General features: G+C 50.5%; 12 protein-coding genes. 4 read left to right on the top strand and 8 right to left on the bottom strand.

From position 1 onward, the window contains the following. Window positions 1-349: 349 nt before the first annotated feature. Window positions 350-1,678, top strand: a complete 1,329-nt coding sequence (locus tag SY83_RS05010) for an MFS transporter (protein ID WP_082882335.1) — start codon at window positions 350-352, stop codon at window positions 1,676-1,678. 81 nt (window positions 1,679-1,759) lie between these two features. Here the strand turns inward: SY83_RS05010 and SY83_RS05005 are convergent, their stop codons facing one another. Then, window positions 1,760-2,224, bottom strand: a complete 465-nt coding sequence (locus SY83_RS05005; protein ID WP_197479978.1) for a hypothetical protein — start codon at window positions 2,222-2,224, stop codon at window positions 1,760-1,762. 237 nt (window positions 2,225-2,461) lie between these two features. Here SY83_RS05005 and SY83_RS05000 point away from each other — a divergent pair, with 237 nt between their 5' ends. Then, window positions 2,462-4,240, top strand: coding sequence for an ABC transporter ATP-binding protein (locus tag SY83_RS05000; protein WP_068604824.1), 1,779 nt, complete (start codon window positions 2,462-2,464; stop codon window positions 4,238-4,240). A 6-nt stretch (window positions 4,241-4,246) separates the two neighbouring features. Next, complete coding sequence (locus SY83_RS04995; protein WP_068604823.1) at window positions 4,247-6,091, top strand: ABC transporter ATP-binding protein; 1,845 nt, start codon at window positions 4,247-4,249, stop codon at window positions 6,089-6,091. A gap of 4 nt (window positions 6,092-6,095) precedes the next feature. Here the strand turns inward: SY83_RS04995 and SY83_RS04990 are convergent, their stop codons facing one another. From SY83_RS04990 to SY83_RS04975, 4 genes are all read right to left on the bottom strand, one after another. Further along, complete coding sequence (locus SY83_RS04990) at window positions 6,096-6,512, bottom strand: GNAT family N-acetyltransferase (protein WP_068604822.1); 417 nt, start codon at window positions 6,510-6,512, stop codon at window positions 6,096-6,098. A gap of 72 nt (window positions 6,513-6,584) precedes the next feature. Then, the gene (locus SY83_RS04985; protein WP_068604821.1) at window positions 6,585-8,156 is read right to left on the bottom strand and encodes an extracellular solute-binding protein; all 1,572 of its coding nucleotides are present in this window, start codon (window positions 8,154-8,156) and stop codon (window positions 6,585-6,587) included. Window positions 8,157-8,197: 41 nt separating this feature from the next. Then, window positions 8,198-9,079, bottom strand: coding sequence for a carbohydrate ABC transporter permease (locus SY83_RS04980; protein WP_068604819.1), 882 nt, complete (start codon window positions 9,077-9,079; stop codon window positions 8,198-8,200). Between the two features lie 20 nt (window positions 9,080-9,099). Continuing rightward, window positions 9,100-10,068: an ABC transporter permease gene (locus tag SY83_RS04975; protein ID WP_068604817.1), complete on the bottom strand. Its 969-nt coding sequence runs from the start codon at window positions 10,066-10,068 to the stop codon at window positions 9,100-9,102. Window positions 10,069-10,338: 270 nt separating this feature from the next. Here SY83_RS04975 and SY83_RS04970 point away from each other — a divergent pair, with 270 nt between their 5' ends. Next, window positions 10,339-12,702 carry a helix-turn-helix domain-containing protein gene (locus tag SY83_RS04970; protein WP_231891381.1) on the top strand — a complete coding sequence of 788 codons (2,364 nt, stop codon included), beginning with the start codon at window positions 10,339-10,341 and terminating at the stop codon, window positions 12,700-12,702. 47 nt (window positions 12,703-12,749) lie between these two features. Here the strand turns inward: SY83_RS04970 and SY83_RS04965 are convergent, their stop codons facing one another. The 3 genes from SY83_RS04965 to SY83_RS04955 are packed head-to-tail and all read right to left on the bottom strand — an operon-like array spanning window position 12,750 to window position 15,881. Beyond that, a complete protein-coding gene (locus SY83_RS04965) occupies window positions 12,750-13,931 on the bottom strand; it encodes a glycoside hydrolase family 130 protein (protein WP_068604813.1) in 1,182 nt (393 codons plus the stop codon). Between the two features lie 13 nt (window positions 13,932-13,944). Continuing rightward, on the bottom strand, window positions 13,945-14,973 hold the full coding sequence (locus SY83_RS04960; RefSeq protein ID WP_068604811.1) for a zinc-dependent alcohol dehydrogenase: 1,029 nt from the start codon (window positions 14,971-14,973) through the stop codon (window positions 13,945-13,947). Between the two features lie 26 nt (window positions 14,974-14,999). Then, the gene (locus SY83_RS04955; RefSeq protein ID WP_068604809.1) at window positions 15,000-15,881 is read right to left on the bottom strand and encodes a sugar phosphate isomerase/epimerase family protein; all 882 of its coding nucleotides are present in this window, start codon (window positions 15,879-15,881) and stop codon (window positions 15,000-15,002) included. Window positions 15,882-15,883: the final 2 nt, after the last annotated feature.

Here is a 15,883-nt window from a genome sequence, read left to right as displayed (position 1 = left end):
ACTCAGCCGACGCTTAGGTTATACATACCCCGTAAAATCAATACCATATGATATCTAAGCGCTTCTGGAGTTCGTTAATTTTGTGAAATGGATAATTAGTGCGGCTAAGAGTTTCCAGGGTTCGTTAGAGTGGCATATGTCGGGAAGAAGTTCGTCAGGTTGGAAACCGTGCAATAGAAATGACTTAAAAATAGCATAGTTTAGCGAGAACAGCTACCTGTGGGAACCATTGGTAACAAGCAGTATCAGCAATGTTACATGAGGCACGGGTGGTCGGTGCTGATCGTCATCGGTGGAGATCCATATGCTATAATGCAAGGATACAACATGAAGGAGCGGCACACAGACAGTGAAAACTTATCTACAGCAGTTAATGGGCGGATTGTCTCCGGGCGTCCGCATCTTTGTCATGACGGAGTGTTTGTTCGGAGTGGGTATCGGGTTGTTCTCGCTGGTGTTGAATCTGCATTTGCTGGATCTGGGCTACGACGAGGGCTTCATCGGCCGTCTCACATCCATCGGATCGCTTGCGATGGGACTATTAAGCTTGCCGGCGGGGCTGGCGGTTCGGGTTGTCGGCCGCAAGGGAATGCTGGCATCCGGGATGCTGTGCGTGGCGCTGGGGATGGCCGGTTTCGGCGCGGTGACGGCGCCTTGGGCAATGTATGTGTCCCAGTTGCTGTGGTCCGTCGGAATGACGGCCATCGTCGTATCGGAAATACAACTGGTGTTCCAGTATTGCCGCGACAAGCAAGAGGAACGCCGCGCCTATGCGGTGCTCTTCGCGGCGTTCACGCTATTCACGGGCGCCGGCACATTGCTGGGCGGCTTGCTGCCGCGTTGGCTGCAAGGCGGCGTGACGCCATATGAGCCGGTGTTCTATGCGGCCGCGGGTTCGCTCGCCTTGGGCGGCGTCCTTAGGGCGCTGCTGCTGCCAAGCGTAACGAGCGCAAGCGAACGTGAGCAAACCGCAGCGGCAGCGGTAAGTCCTGAGCAAGCTGCGGCGGAAGGAGCAGCTGTGCATGCAGCGGCAGCGCTTGAGCAGGCCAAGTCCGGGGCAGCAGCTGAGCGCAGGCAAGCGAAGTCGGGGGCGGGATCGAGAATCTCCATGTTAGCTTCGTTGTCGGCAATGATCTTTCTGTCAGGATTGGCGCTTGGATTCTTGAACAATTATTTAAATATCATTCTTAAATACCGTTTAGATTGGCCGGACAGCAGCATCTCCATCGTATTGTCCATCGCCGGCGTATTCCTGTTCGCCGGCTCGCTCCTGGCGCCGATGTTATTGGAGCGGGTAGGCACGCATCAGGCATTCGGCCTGCTGTTCATCGGTAACGCGGCCGTCGTGTTGCTGCTCGCATGGGCGCTGCCGCCGATGCTGTTCACGGTGCTGCTCCTGCTGCGAGGCGGGTTGTTCATTATGTGGAACAACCAGTTGGACAGCGAGCTCATGTCCGCGGTTCCGGAGGAGGACCGCAATCTTTATGCGGGCCTGCGCACCATCGCGCGCAGCGGGGGTACCGCCATAGCGGCTTACGCCGCGGGATGGATCCTGGCGGGCTCCAATTACACCCTGCCGTTCGTTTGGTCGGGTGTGACCATTCTAATCGGCTTCGTATTCTACATGGTGCGGATCCGCCCGATTCTGGACAAGCCGAAGTCCGCCGCGGAGACCTGAACGGGTTGAATATGGAGGCATGCAACAAAAAACCTCTTGCCATAAATGCTCATGTTGAGCACGGGGGCAAGAGGTTTTGTTTTAGGAGCGTCCCCCATCATTTGAAGCATTGGGTTCGCCCGATGGAGAATCAACGGCAGGAGCGGGTTCATCCTTTTGCGTGTAATTCTCCAGCATATACAGCTCTCGATACATCTGCAGCAGCTCGGTCTCCCGATCATGAATGAGGTGATGCAGCTCTTCAATCCGCACCACCACATCCGAGACATCTTCCAGCTCGGATTCAATGTAGCAGCCGAACGTCTCCTTGGCCCACCTTTCAGCCGACATACGGCCGTTCTTGCGATATAAATTAATGAACGAATCAAAAATCGCGTTAATAATTTGCCTGCGCTCATAGCTAAGGACGCCTAATCCGTTCTTCGCGTGAGCCACGGCGAGCATCAGCTGAAAGTCGTTCAGCTTCCCGCGGGCATTCTCAATGCGCTCCATCTCCCCGATTAAATCCGGATATACCGATTGGAAGAGCTCGGATTCCGTAACCATTTCCTCTAAGGTAACTAAAGGCCTATTTTGCAACAATTCGTCACATCCTTACTATGGAAAACTTCACTATGTTAAAGACTTCGTATGAGATCTCAGTTTCAGTCCCTTAGTATATGGTAAATAGTGGTATTTACATTGTTGTAAAGCGTGTTTCAGTCCAATTTAGCATCAGGATGACATTTTCTTACGAGAGGAGTATCCTTAAATTAGGAGATTTCGCGCAAAGGGGGACGGCAGATGCATTTTCTGAAGAAATACATACCGAAGTATTGGAAGAATTTCACCGTGGCGGTGTTGTTCCTGACGGCAGAGTCGTTGTGCGAGCTGGCTTTACCGACATTGATGGCGCTCATTATCGACGTGGGGGTGGCGAACCGGGATCTGAGTTATGTGCTGCGGATGGGTGGTTTTATGCTGTTAATTACCGCAGTCGGGGCCATAGCCGCTTCGGTCCGGAATATTCTCGCGAGCCGTGTGTCCCAAGCCTTCGGAACGGAGCTGCGCTCGGATTTATTTGCCCGGATCGGGCAAATGTCGTTCACAAGCCTGGACCGGTTTGAGCGGGCTTCCCTGATTACCCGAATGACCAATGATGTGACCCAGGTCCAGAATTTCATCAACGGGTTGATGCGTGTGTTCGTGAAAGCGCCCCTGATCTGTATCGGAAGTATTATTCTTGCGGCGCGGCTGGACCCGGGTTTGGCCCGCATTCTGTATATCATTGTGCCTGTCGTGGCCTTATTTCTCGCGCTGAATATGAAGATCGGGTTCACCCGGTTTACGCTGGTCCAAAAGGCGCTCGACCGCATGAACAGCGTCATGCGTGAGTATTTATCCGGTGTCCGCGTCGTAAAAGCGTTTAACCGGTTTGATTATGAGCAAGAGAAGTTCAACAACGCGAATCTGGAGTACCAAGCCGGCTCTATACATGCGATGCGGGCGACATCGGTGTTTAATCCCGCAAGCGCGTTGACCGTAAACTTAGGGATTATTGCCGTGTTATGGCTTGGCGGGCTCGGTGTCCAAGCGGGAGATCAACAGGTTGGGGTCGTGATGGCGTTCATCAATTATACGACCCAGATTTTGTTCACCTTGATGCTCATATCCATGGTGGTTAACTTGTTTATCCGTGCCCGTGCTTCCGCCGTCAGAATTAGCGAGGTATTTGCTCAAGCGGACCCGATGGAAAGTAGCGAACCGGAACGAGAATTGAAGCGAGAACCAGAGCAAGTTTCAGAACAAGGGAAAGCCGGATCGCTTGAGGCTGGTTACGAGAGGGGAAGAATCGACTTCGAGGAGGTCAGCTTCTCTTATCCAGGGGCTTCAGGAGAGCCTGTACTGCGCCAAATCAGCTTTACCTGCTTGCCGGGGCAGACGGTGGGCATGATCGGTTCCACGGGTTCAGGCAAAAGCACGCTGGTCTCGCTAATCCCCCGGTTCTACGACGTAACCTCGGGTAGGGTTAAGATTGGCGGCGTGGATGTGAATGCGCAGGATCCGCAAGCGTTGAGGGAGCGGATCGCGATCGTCCCGCAGAAGACGATGCTGTTCACAGGGACGTTCATGGAGAATATCCGCTGGGGCAATGAAAAGGCGGATGAGGCAGAGGCGGCGCACTATGCCAGGATGGCGGAAGCGGACGGCTTTATTACGTCCTTTCCTGAAGGTTATGACACGGTGGTCGGGCAACGCGGAGTCAATCTATCGGGAGGCCAGAAGCAGCGGGTGTCCATTGCCCGCGCGCTCATCCGGAAACCCGATATCTTGATCCTGGATGACTGTACCAGCGCGGTGGATGTGGCGACAGAGGGGCGGATCAAGACGGCATTGAAGGCGTATGCGGGCGGGGTGACCTGCTTGCTCATCGCGCAGCGCATCTCATCGGTGGCGGATGCCGATCACATTATTGTGATGGACGAAGGCGCCATTGCCGGTCAGGGCACCCATGAACATTTGCTGCGCACCTGCCGTGTGTATCAGGAGATTTACCGATCTCAGCTGGGGAAGGAGGCGTGAGCCCGTATGTCTGACTTGAAACGCAATACTGGGGGAACCGGGGATGCCGGATCTTCGCGGGAAGTCCCTGTGCTGAACAGTCCCCGCGGCGGCGCCTGGGCCCGCGGTTCAGGGCCAGGTGCTAAGCCGAAGCATTTCACGGGTACGATTCGGCGGTTTATGAACTTTGTGGGAAACGAACGCAAGGGACTCCTTCTGATTTTCCTGTTCCTGCTTACGAGTTCCCTACTGACGTTGGCGGGCCCGTATTTGATCGGCGAGGCCGTAAACGCCATGACCGCGGACAACGGGAAGGTCAATCTCCGGCTGCTGGAGATGATTATACTTGTGTTGGCCGCGGCTTATCTGGCCGATGCGGTGCTGAACTTGCTGCAGAGCTGGCTTATGGCCGGGGTATCGCAGCGCATCATCGGCAGCTTGCGCCGCACGCTGTTCGGCAAGCTGCAGAAGCTGCCGCTGGGTTTTTTTGACGGGAGGCGCCATGGGGAACTGATGAGTCGTCTGTCCAATGACATCGATAACGTAAGTCAATCGCTCTCGCTGGCCACCGTACAACTTATGGCCGGTGTTATCTCCATCACAGGCTCGCTCATAATGATGTTGGTGTTAAGTCCGCTGCTGACGTTAGCTACGTTAATTACCGTTCCGTTGGTGTATGTGCTGGCCCGCTCCATTACACGAAAGACACGTGTGTTATTCAAGGAGCAACAGGCGCAGTTGGGGAAACTAAACGGCCACATTGAGGAGACAATCACCGGCATGGAAGTCGTGAAAGCGTTCAACCGGGAACGGAAGTCGATGGAGGAATTTAACGCCGTTAACGATCGGATGCAAGAAGTGGGTTTGAAGGCGCAAATCTATTCCGGCTTTCTCATGCCGCTCTTAGGCGTCATCAATAATATCGGGTTTGCGGCCGTGGCTATCGCAGGCGGGATTCTCGCGGTACAGGGAAACATTACGGTAGGTGTAATCGCCAGTTTTCTCAGTTACTCAAGGCAATTCGTCCGGCCGTTGAATGAACTCGCGAACATGTACAACGTTCTGCAATCCGGGGTGGCCGGCGCGGAACGGGTTTTTGAAATTCTGGATGAGCCGGAGGAGTCGGCGGATACGCCGGGCGCAACGCCAGTCTCCAACCCTCGCGGCCGGGTGACATTCGAGAACGTCAGCTTCAGCTACCGATCCGATGTGCCCATTCTGCAAGGAGTGAGCTTCGATGCGCCGGCTGGAAGCTCAACCGCGCTTATCGGCCCAACCGGGTCGGGGAAGACGACTATAGTCAACCTGATCACTCGTTTCTACGACGTGACCGAAGGACGCATCCTGCTGGACGGCAGAGACATCCGCGAGTATACGCGGGAGAGCTTAAGACGATGCTTTGGCATCGTGCTGCAGGACACCTACTTATTCTCCGGGACGATCCGGGAGAATATCTTGTACGGCAACCCGGATGCCTCAGAGACGTCGATGCGGGAAGCCAGCACCCTGGCTAATGCGGATCGTTTCATCCGGCGGCTCCCTCAGGGGTACGACACGATGCTGTCCGAGAACGGCGGCAATCTGAGTCAGGGGCAACGGCAGCTGTTGGCCATCGCGCGCGTGATCCTGGCGGAGCCGGCGATCCTCATCCTGGATGAAGCCACAAGCTCCATTGATACCCGTACAGAACTCCACATCCAGGAGGCTCTGCTTCGGGTGATGGAAGGAAGAACTTCCTTCATCATCGCCCACCGCTTGAATACGATTCGCGATGCAGATACGATTATGTATATTGACCGGGGCCGCATTGTGGAGCAGGGGAGTCATGAGGATTTATTGCAAAAGCGGGGAGCATACGCCGAATTGTTATAGCATATTAAAGAATTTTCTTAAGATAAAATTTGGTTTCGCCTTCAACAGGGCAATTTTTGATCTCACCAAAAATAGCATATCCCTGTTTCTGGTAGAAGTGAGGAGCTTGCCAGCTCATCGTAGTTAATTCGCTAACCTTACAGCCGGCAAGACGAGCTCGAGCTTCGATTTCTTTCAGCAGGGCGGCTCCTAGTCCATTTCCTCTATAATTAAGATCGACGGCGAGCAGGTGGACATTAAGGATGTTCCAGACCATGTCCCCCGTGACTCCGCCTATATAAATATCGTCTTCATAAGCGGCCAGCGAGATGGTCTCACGTACATAAGGCGGGATATTCGGATCGCTGGACTTGCTGTGTTTTTCCAGTAAATTTGAAATTTGCTGTTGATTATCCTCATAAGTTAATTCAATAATTTTCATATCATCACTCCTTCTGCATATAGAATAGCATAAAGAAGCCATGCGATGATTTCGCATGGCCTCTTCAAGTTCTTACTTGTCCCCGTATAACTTTACATAGCTTGCATATTTCTCTTCAAGCATTTTAGTTAAGTTCGGATCCTTTTCCATCGTTGCGACAAATTTATCCCAATTCTCAAGGGATTCTTTGCCGACAATGACCTTCATCTTCATATCATGAATCTTTTTGCCAATTTCCGGACCATACTTCACTTCCGTCTCCGATTCAACGCCGTTCGTGTTCAGGTAAGTGCCGACTGAGAGTCTTTCCTCAACGACTTTTACGTCACGCGCGTAGTATTCTTTCGGGTAACCTGGTTTCGGTGTCAGACGGGAATAAGGATTTACAAGCGTCCAGATATTCTTATAAGAGCTGCCGCCGATTTTCTTGAACTCATCGGTAATTTCCTTCTGACCTTCCGCATTTTCCTTATAGTGGGATGGGTCGAAGCCGAAGTTAGCCAGATCCATACCTTCCTGGGAAGCGCCGTAATCGAAGAATGCCAGAATGTCTTTCAGTTTCTCTTCCGATACCTTCTTGGAAATCATATAGTTTCCGAAGTGTCCGCCTTCTTTAGGATAGTATTTGTTTCCTGTAGCCGGTGAAACCAATGTCGGAACATGAACAATTTCCGCTTTAGGCGCGTTAGGCTGGACCGCCGTCAACCAATCTCCAATAACGTTAGCATCCATGGCGGTAGGGATCATACCAACTTTCCCCTGCTTGGCGTAATCTAGCACTTGGGAGTTCTTAATGACCGCGAAATCCGGCGCAAGAACACCTTCTTTGTAAGCTTTATTCAACCATACAAGTGCTTCTCTTGTGGAAGGAAGCAGGTCTCTGTAAAGCATCTTGCCGTCTTTAGGATAGTAAATGCCGTTATAACCCGCGAATACATCTTCAACAAAAACCAGTTTATCTACCCAAGATTCCGTTACACTACCGATAAATCCGTACGTATCTTTCTTTCCGTTTCCATCCGGATCCTGTTCTGTAAATGCTTTCAACACGGTGTATAATTCGTCCATGGTTTGCGGCACTTGCAGTCCGACTTTATCCAACCAATCCTTCCGGAGGGCAGGGAAACCCTGACCGCCAACAAGAGGACGCGGACGCGGAAGGCCGTACACCTTACCGTTTACTTTCGTGTTATCAATACTTTCTTTCGGATAAGTCTTTAGAAGGTTAGGATAGTCTTTCAGATAAGGAGTCAAATCCCAGAAAGCGCCTTGCTTGATCGCGCTAAGCACAACGGAATCATAAATCCAGGTCGTCAGCATAACATCCGGGATGTCGCCGGAAGCTAACGTCACCTTGATCTTATCGCCATAGTTGTTAGCAGGGACGAAGGTTACGTCCATCTTGGTGTTCGTGCGTTTCTCCATTTCCAGTTCAACCGGATTGTCATTCTGCGGCAGCTCGGATTCATAGGTTATGCTCATCATGCTGAATTCCGTAGGCTCTTTTACTTTTGGTTCATTTTTGTTCCCGGCATTGGCTGCACCCGTCTCTGGGTCGTTTGCGGCATTCCCGCACCCGGATAATACGGCGGATAAAGCCATGAAAGCGGTTAAAGCAAGCAATACAGATTTTCTGTTCTTCATGATACTGCCTCCCTTTTCTAAGTACATTCTATAACATGTGATCATCCCTTGACAGAGCCCAACATGACACCTTTGGCAAAATGCTTCTGCAGGAACGGGTACACCAACAAAATGGGTACGGTGGCGACAACAATCGCGGCCATCTTAATGATTTCAGGCGTAACCTGCTGTTCGGATGCCATCTGAGAGGCTACTCCGGCATCGGCTATACCCGTAGACGATTCTACCAGCATGGCTTGCAGAAGAACTTGCAGTGGCCATTTGGTGCTGTCCGTAATGTACATAACCGCCTGGAAGAAGGTGTTCCAATACCCGACGGCAAAGAACAGACCGAAAGCTGCGAGCGCGGGAAGAGACAGCGGTAAGATGATCTGAAAGAAGATGCGGATATCATTCGCTCCGTCGATGAAGGCGGATTCTTCAAGGCTTTCCGGAATACCGTCAAAGAACGTTTTGAGCAATATGGCATTCCAGGCACTTAGAAGTCCGGGCAGGATGATGGACCAAGTGCTATTCATAAGCCCCATTTCTTTAATCAATAAATAGTGGGGGATGATCCCGGGATTAAACAGAAGCGTAATGACCAGGGCGATCATAAAGAACTTACGGCCATATAGGCGTTTTCGGGAAACCATATAACCAAAGGCCGCGGAAACAATCAGACTCAAGGCGGTACCCACAACGGCAAGATAAGCGCTCACACCCAGAGAATTCGTAAAGGTTTTTGTTGAGAAAATATATCTGTAGGCGTCCAGGGTGAAGTTCTTCGGATATAGGGTCAAGCTGTTTGATATAAACGATTTGGAATCCGTAAAGGAGACGACGATGATATAGTAGAACGGGAACAGAGAAACCAGCCCGATCAGAAGGAGTAATCCCAGATTCGTATAGTTAAATAGTTTCTCGCTGAATGACTCTTTCATTGATTAACCTCCTTGTTGGTTCAAAAGAACCCTTCATTCCCAAACTTCTTGGCCAGATAATTGGAACCCATGACCAAGATTAAGCCGACTACGGATTTAAATAATCCTACGGCCGTGCTATAACTGAATTCAGACTGCTGGATACCCACGCGGTATACATAAGTATCGAACACTTCGGATACGCTGGAAACTAGGCTGTTCTGCATCAGGAACACTTGCTCGAAACCGACATCCATCATATTCCCCATGCGGAGAATCAATAAGATGACAACGACATTGCGTATGGCCGGCAGCGTAATGTGCCAAATTTGACGTAATCGGCTTGCGCCGTCCATCCGGGCGGCTTCATATTGCTGCGGATCGACACCGGCAATGGCTGCCAGGAAAATAATCGTGCCCCATCCGGCTTCCTTCCAGATGCTCTGCCCTGTGAGGAATGCCCAGAAGTAACCGGGAGTCGTCAGCCATTCTACACGGCTGAGTCCCCATTGCTCAAGAACTTTATTCACTAACCCTTCCCCGGTAGCAAACATCGTAAAGGTCAGTCCCGCGATGATAACCCAGGATAGGAAGTGAGGCAGATAGACAATCGATTGAACGACACGTTTAAATACTTGTTGCCGCACTTCATTCATCATTAACGCTAGAATAATAGGAACCGGGAAGAACAGGAATAATCCCATCAGGTTAATGGCCAATGTGTTTCTGAACAATACCGCGAAATCGGGATTCGCGAATAAACGTTGGAAATGCTCCATGCCGACCCATTCACTGGCTCCGAAACCAAGGAAAGGTGAATAATTCTGAAAGGCGATAATGACGCCCCACATCGGTACATATTTGAACAATATCAGACAGATCAAGCCGGGCAATCCGAGCAAGTACAGATATCGGTCTCTCTTGATGGAGGCCCATACGCTTCTCCGTCTGGATTTTAATGGTTTGTACGGGGTGTTGCCGATTCCAGCTCTTTCTTCCATAACACTCATGCGCATCTCCCTCTTGTGTTCAAATTCAGCCAGCGTAAACCTTTGTGGCTTTAATTTACAGGGGTGCGGCTTTTTCCGCAATAAGAGTGTTTTGACCCGTGAAACTGCGGATTCCAGCTGGGTTATAGTCTGTTTATACCTGGTAAGCAAAAAGAATCTTAATGAGGAAATGCCGATGAAGGGGTAAAGTTTATTGTAGGAAAGCATAGACTTCGCTATATTAAAGGTTAGCAATATTAACTAGATGATCAGGCTGGGGAGATGATTCACATGTTAAGCGACACCAAGTTTGGAGGAGTCATCTTTCGATCCTCATTTTTCAGAAAAAGCTTAATTATGGTTCTGTTGATTACCTGCCTGCCCACGGTGATGATCGGACTAAGTTTGCATTTCATCGGTGTCCCGCGCATCGAGCAAGAACTAAATCGTACGCATCAGCAACAGCTGGCGCGGAGCACTTCCCAGATGGATGAGCAGTTGATGCAGCTGGAAGTCAGCATGTCTCAATGGGCATTCAATCCGGTATTGGGCAAATCGCTTGCGGATGTTGATTTAGGGGAAGAGTTTACTTTAACGCGGAATTTATATAAAACGCTTTCTATTATGAAAGAAACGAATCCTCTGATTCAGGAGGTTACTTTATATCTGAACAAAACCGGATTGCTGGTGTCGGATATCAACGGATATGAAACCGTTACCGATTCCGGCGGCCAAGCCTTGATGGAGAAGCTGATGGAAGGTGAAAGGGATTTGTATTGGTCGAAGGATCTGGTGGACTCTCCATACTTCGGAGGTCCCGCGCCTTTAAATAACAACAAATTTAAATATGCGTTAGTTCATCGTCTGAGCGATACTAACAATGAACGTTTCGGGGCTTTAATTGTACAGATCAACACCGGCAAATTGAAATCCCAACTCCAAACGTTGGGAACATCGGGCATTCCCTTGCTCATGGACAGCAATGGGGACTGGCTGATCATGAATGCCCTGGAGCCGGGCGGAGCCCATCAGATTGAGCGTAATCTCCGGGATGAGGTGAAAGCCCACGTTCTGCGGGGGGATAGCAAGCCGTTCATCTATACGGGCAAGGAGAAGCGTTATTCCGTGTCGTACCGGACCTTCACCCGCAGCGGAACCGAGTGGATCTTCGCCTCGGCAACCGATGTCTCCAAGATTTCCGAGCCAGTCCTTATGATGTCGAGGTTAATCATTCTGGTCAGTATCGTGGGTGTGGTAGCCTCTTTTGTGTTATCCTGGGTGACTTCCCACCGAATTTATCGCCCGGTAGCTCAGCTCTTTCGCACCGTATCCTCCGGTAAAACGGAAGACGATGACGAAGGAACGCATCGGGATGAATTGGAGTTTATTGAGAAACGTTGGCAGAGTCTGTCCAGCATGAGCCGCTCATTGGAAGCGAAAATTGACGAACAGCTTCCGAGCTTAAGAGAAAGCTTCATGCTGCAGTTAATTCAAGGCCATCTGTATTATCTAAAGGAAAACGAATTGAAGGAACGCATGGCTTACTACGGCTGGGAAACATCCGGTTACCGGTTTGTAGTGATTGTAGCGCAGCTGTCTGGTCTAAAGAATGATGCGGGAAAATTTAAAGAAGATGAGCAGCTGCTGGCCAGCTTCGCGGCGGCGAATATAGCCGAAGAAATGGCCGCGAACCGGCTGCAGCAAGTTCATGTCATCAACTTTCAGAACATGTCCCTTGGCATGATCGCGGGCATTCCTTCCGAACGGACGGCTCTCGCCAAGACGGAGCTGGTTTCGTTGTCTCAGGAATTGGCCGATACGTTGTCCATTATGCTCAAGCTGCAGGTCACCGTGTGTATCGGTCAACTCAGCGAGCATCTGGAGGACATGCCGATTCAACTGGAAGAAGCGTACCAAACGTTAAAGTATCGTAATTTCACGGGGTCGAACCAGATTATCGAGATGGACGAACTGACGGTACATGGCGATTACCGTTTCCAGTATCCTTTTGAAGCGGAGAAAGACTTGTTGCATGCAATTCGGTTGGGGCAAGAGGAAGAATCATTGGAGAAACTGGAAGTGTTCATAAAGGAGTTCGAGCACCGGCTGGAGATCGAGTTTTACGTTCATCAGGCGATGGCGCAGCTTCTGGGGAATATTCATCAGACGCTTCTCCAGGCGGGATTCCATGTGTATGCAATTTATAAAGGGGAAAATCTGTACGACCAGTTATCGCAATTGAGACAGACCAGTGAGATTCTGCAGTGGTTCAAAAAGAAAATCGTAATTCCGTATATCCACGAAATTAACTCGTCCTATAATACGCAGCTTAAGCAGGCTGTAAAGAAGGTCATAGATTTAATCAATGAAAATTATATGAAGGATATGTCCTTCGAAGAGTATGCGGATTTAGCGGGAGCGGCGAATATCTCTTCGCTGAGCAGAGCCTTTAAGCAAACGACAGGGATCAATTACGTCGATTATATTACGCAGCTGCGAATTGATAAGTCGAAGCATCTGTTGCTGGAAACGGATCTGAAGATCAACGATATCGCGGAACAAGTCGGATATCAGCATTCGTGGTTTAACCGGTTATTCAAGAAGTCAGAGGGAATCACGCCTACGCAGTACAGAAATCAGCACAGGGGAGAATAAATGGAAAGCGGGCAGTCCCATTAGGGAACTGCCCGCTTTCTTGTTGGTTATTTCAGTACGAGGTTTCGTTCAATTAGTTCAATCCGTTGTTGCACACACGCATAGGAACGTCCGGCATCCTCCGGGGTATGCAGAACATAATCCAACAGCTTATCCACGGTAGTCGTTGCCACATGGCAACGCGTATCCGATGAAGCGTAGTAGATAAATACGCTGCCGTCAGCCTTAGTGATGAGTCCATTACAGAACAGCACGTTGGATACGTCTCCGATTCGCTCGTCCCCTTCGGGTGCCATGAAATAGCCTCCCGGACGGTGCGTGACCACCCAAGGCTCATCCAGTTTGGAGAGGAATGCATACAACACGTAACGTAAACCCGCTGCTGTATTCCTTACGCCATGGGCGATCGTGAGCCAGCCCTCTGAAGTCCGGATGGGTGCGGGACCCATGCCGTTCTTGGATTCTTTAATCGTATGGTACACTTTGGGTTCCATAATGGTTTCCGGTTGCGACAATACGGCCTTGTCCATGCGGTCGCACAAGCCCCATCCGATCCCTCCCGCCATGCCCACATCCATGAAGCCGTCGGAAGGACGGGTATACAATGCATACTTGCCGTCTACGAATTCAGGATGAAGCACAACATTACGTTGCTGCGCCGAGGATGTAATCAAGTCGGGAAGGCGTTCCCAATCGCGCAGATCCCGCGTCCGGGCAATGCCGCATTGGGCGATGGCGCTGGAAGTGTCTCCCGCGGGAGCGTCCGGATTTTTGCGTTCCGTACAGAATAAACCGTATATCCATCCGTCCTCATGCTGAACCAGCCGCATATCGTACACATTGGTGTCCGGATCCTCCGTTTCCGGCATCACGAGAGGTCGGTCCCAGAATGTAAACTGATCGACGCCTGTTGGGCTCTCCGCGATGGCAAAGAAGGATTTACGGTCTATGCCCTCCAGGCGGACTACAAGATAATTCTTCCCATTCAATTCCATAGCGCCTGGATTTAAGGCGCAATTGATGCCCAGACGTTCCTGCAAGTAAGGATTGGTTTCCGGATTGAAATCATATCGCCATGCTAAAGGCACATGCTGCCCTGTAATTACTGGATTTGTATACCGGTCAACGATGCCGTTGCCGATTCCGTCAATGGTGTTCTCTCGTTGAACTAGTTGTTGAAATTCAGTGTTTAATGCTTCCAGTCTTTGTTGAAAAATGTCTTTGGACATAGTTTTCACTCTCCTATCGATTGGGGTAAACGACAACTTTAACAGCGTCATTCAAATGATTCAGGCACAAGTCCAGGCCGTGTTCCAATTCGCTAAATCCGATTTCATGCGTGATGAATGATTCAAACGGGATCTTGCCTTCCGCAACTTGATTCACGGCATATTGAAAAGCTTTAAGTTCATCATCCTGGGTTTCATAAACTTTGTTTAGGGTGTGAGCGAAGGTTGCTTCTTTACGGAGCAACAGTTGCGGATTCACCCGATGGTTCTGTGCGATTCCTTTCACATCGACATGCAGACCGGTCATCCGGCCATGTTTCCTGAGCGCTTTCAAAGCCATGTCAAAGGCGTCTCTTTCTTCGCTGAGGTCCTTCGAGATGCACATGATGACGACATCGGCCCCTTGTCCGCCCGTTTCTTCTCTTACCGCCTCGACAATCTCATCCGCTGTCATCCGGGCGCGGTTATAAGATGCATTCGCTCCAATCTCCAATGACTTCTGAACGCGCAGGTCATGAACATCGACCGTAAGCACCTGATGTGCCGTCAGTTTAGCCGTTGCCGCTGCGGTTAGTCCAAGCGGTCCCTGTCCGACAATCAGCACCGTTTCATGCGGTTTGATCAGCGCGGGATGAACGGCTGAAACATAGGCTCCGTGAAACATCTCCACAAGCGAGCGGGTTTGGAGAGGAATGGACTCTGGAATGCGAACCCACAGGTCGGCGGAAGGATCCACCACGGTATATTCGCAGAAGGCTCCGCGAGGAGTATAGAGAGCAATCACTTCCCCTAAAGCAATACCTTTAACTTGGCTGCCTACTTCAATAACTTCTCCCGCTACTTCATGTCCGAGAATCTGAGGGTAGAAGTCATGAAAGCCTTCGAATTGACCATGGAAGATATGGTTGTCCGTGGAATTGCAGATGGAGGCGACCTGTACTTTAAGCAGAACCTCGTGATTTTGAATAGCTGGAATATCAATTTCTTTAAGGGTCAATACGCCCGGTTGTTCAACAACAGCCGCTTTCATCGTTCCTGTCACTTGCTGCACACCTCCGAATTGAAATATTACAAGAAGTATCCTCGTTCTCGGACATAAGCGGTTTCAATCTCAAGATAATGCTCGGCAAGCTCCGGTTTCGTATGGGGTTCAATCGTGCAATAGCCTTGATAACCATCGCGGCGGAGCCTCTGTAACAGTCCGTCAATATTAACGCTTCCATCCGGCAGAGGAGGATAATAAATATCATTGGGGGCGAAAGCGCCGGTCATATTCCCCCCTTTGCTGCGCGGATCATGACCCGAGTTTGAGTCATAAATACAACCGTTCTTTAAATGAACGTAGGCAATGTGCTCTTGAAGAAGATTATAGGCTCGGGGGAAGCCTTCCTGGCCGGCATGAACATAATTGGCGGCATCGAAATTCGTCTTAAAGTGGCTTGAGTCCATCCCCTCAACGATCTTCAACACCCCCTCGGCAGTTCTTGTCGCGTCATGCGCCTCATTCTCCAAACAGAGCATAATTCCCGCAGCCTCGGCCCGTCGAATCGCCGGTTTCATAATCCGCTTCAACCCATCCATATCCGGTTCCGGATCGAGGCATAAGTTGTAGCAGTAGTGATTAACACGCTCGGCGCCAAGCATTGCCGCTACCTCAATGGCATACTCCAATGCGGCGCCGTACTTGGCCGGATCCGATGCGATTTCATAGTCGAAGGCGGCAGACATGGACACACATGCCACTTCAAACCCGTGCCGATCCAGTACTGCCTTAGCCTCCATGATATTACGGCCCTCATAGGCATCAGGTGAAACGCTTGCTCCCTCCAAGGGGCTAATATTGCCCGGCCAAATTTCGATGGAGGTCACGCGATACTTCCGAATCGTTTCCAATGTCTGATCAAGGGTAAGCGAACCTGCGAACACTTGACCCGATACAGCAAGCTTCATAG

It is taken from the genome of Paenibacillus swuensis, from assembly GCF_001644605.1.
Taxonomy (GTDB): domain Bacteria; phylum Bacillota; class Bacilli; order Paenibacillales; family DY6; genus Paenibacillus_N; species Paenibacillus_N swuensis.
This window is presented reverse-complemented; position numbering and strand designations above follow the sequence as displayed.

Excerpts from the sequence above, each read along its gene's own strand:
- SY83_RS05005 (WP_197479978.1), bottom strand. The coding sequence starts at position 2,224 with ATGGTTACGGAATCCGAGCTCTTCCAATCGGTATATCCGGATTTAATC.
- SY83_RS05000 (WP_068604824.1), top strand. The coding sequence starts at position 2,462 with ATGCATTTTCTGAAGAAATACATACCGAAGTATTGGAAGAATTTCACC.
- SY83_RS04995 (WP_068604823.1), top strand. The coding sequence starts at position 4,247 with ATGTCTGACTTGAAACGCAATACTGGGGGAACCGGGGATGCCGGATCT.
- SY83_RS04990 (WP_068604822.1), bottom strand. The coding sequence starts at position 6,512 with ATGAAAATTATTGAATTAACTTATGAGGATAATCAACAGCAAATTTCA.
- SY83_RS04985 (WP_068604821.1), bottom strand. The coding sequence starts at position 8,156 with ATGAAGAACAGAAAATCTGTATTGCTTGCTTTAACCGCTTTCATGGCT.
- SY83_RS04980 (WP_068604819.1), bottom strand. The coding sequence starts at position 9,079 with ATGAAAGAGTCATTCAGCGAGAAACTATTTAACTATACGAATCTGGGA.
- SY83_RS04975 (WP_068604817.1), bottom strand. The coding sequence starts at position 10,068 with ATGAGTGTTATGGAAGAAAGAGCTGGAATCGGCAACACCCCGTACAAA.
- SY83_RS04970 (WP_231891381.1), top strand. The coding sequence starts at position 10,339 with ATGTTAAGCGACACCAAGTTTGGAGGAGTCATCTTTCGATCCTCATTT.
- SY83_RS04965 (WP_068604813.1), bottom strand. The coding sequence starts at position 13,931 with ATGTCCAAAGACATTTTTCAACAAAGACTGGAAGCATTAAACACTGAA.
- SY83_RS04955 (WP_068604809.1), bottom strand. The coding sequence starts at position 15,881 with ATGAAGCTTGCTGTATCGGGTCAAGTGTTCGCAGGTTCGCTTACCCTT.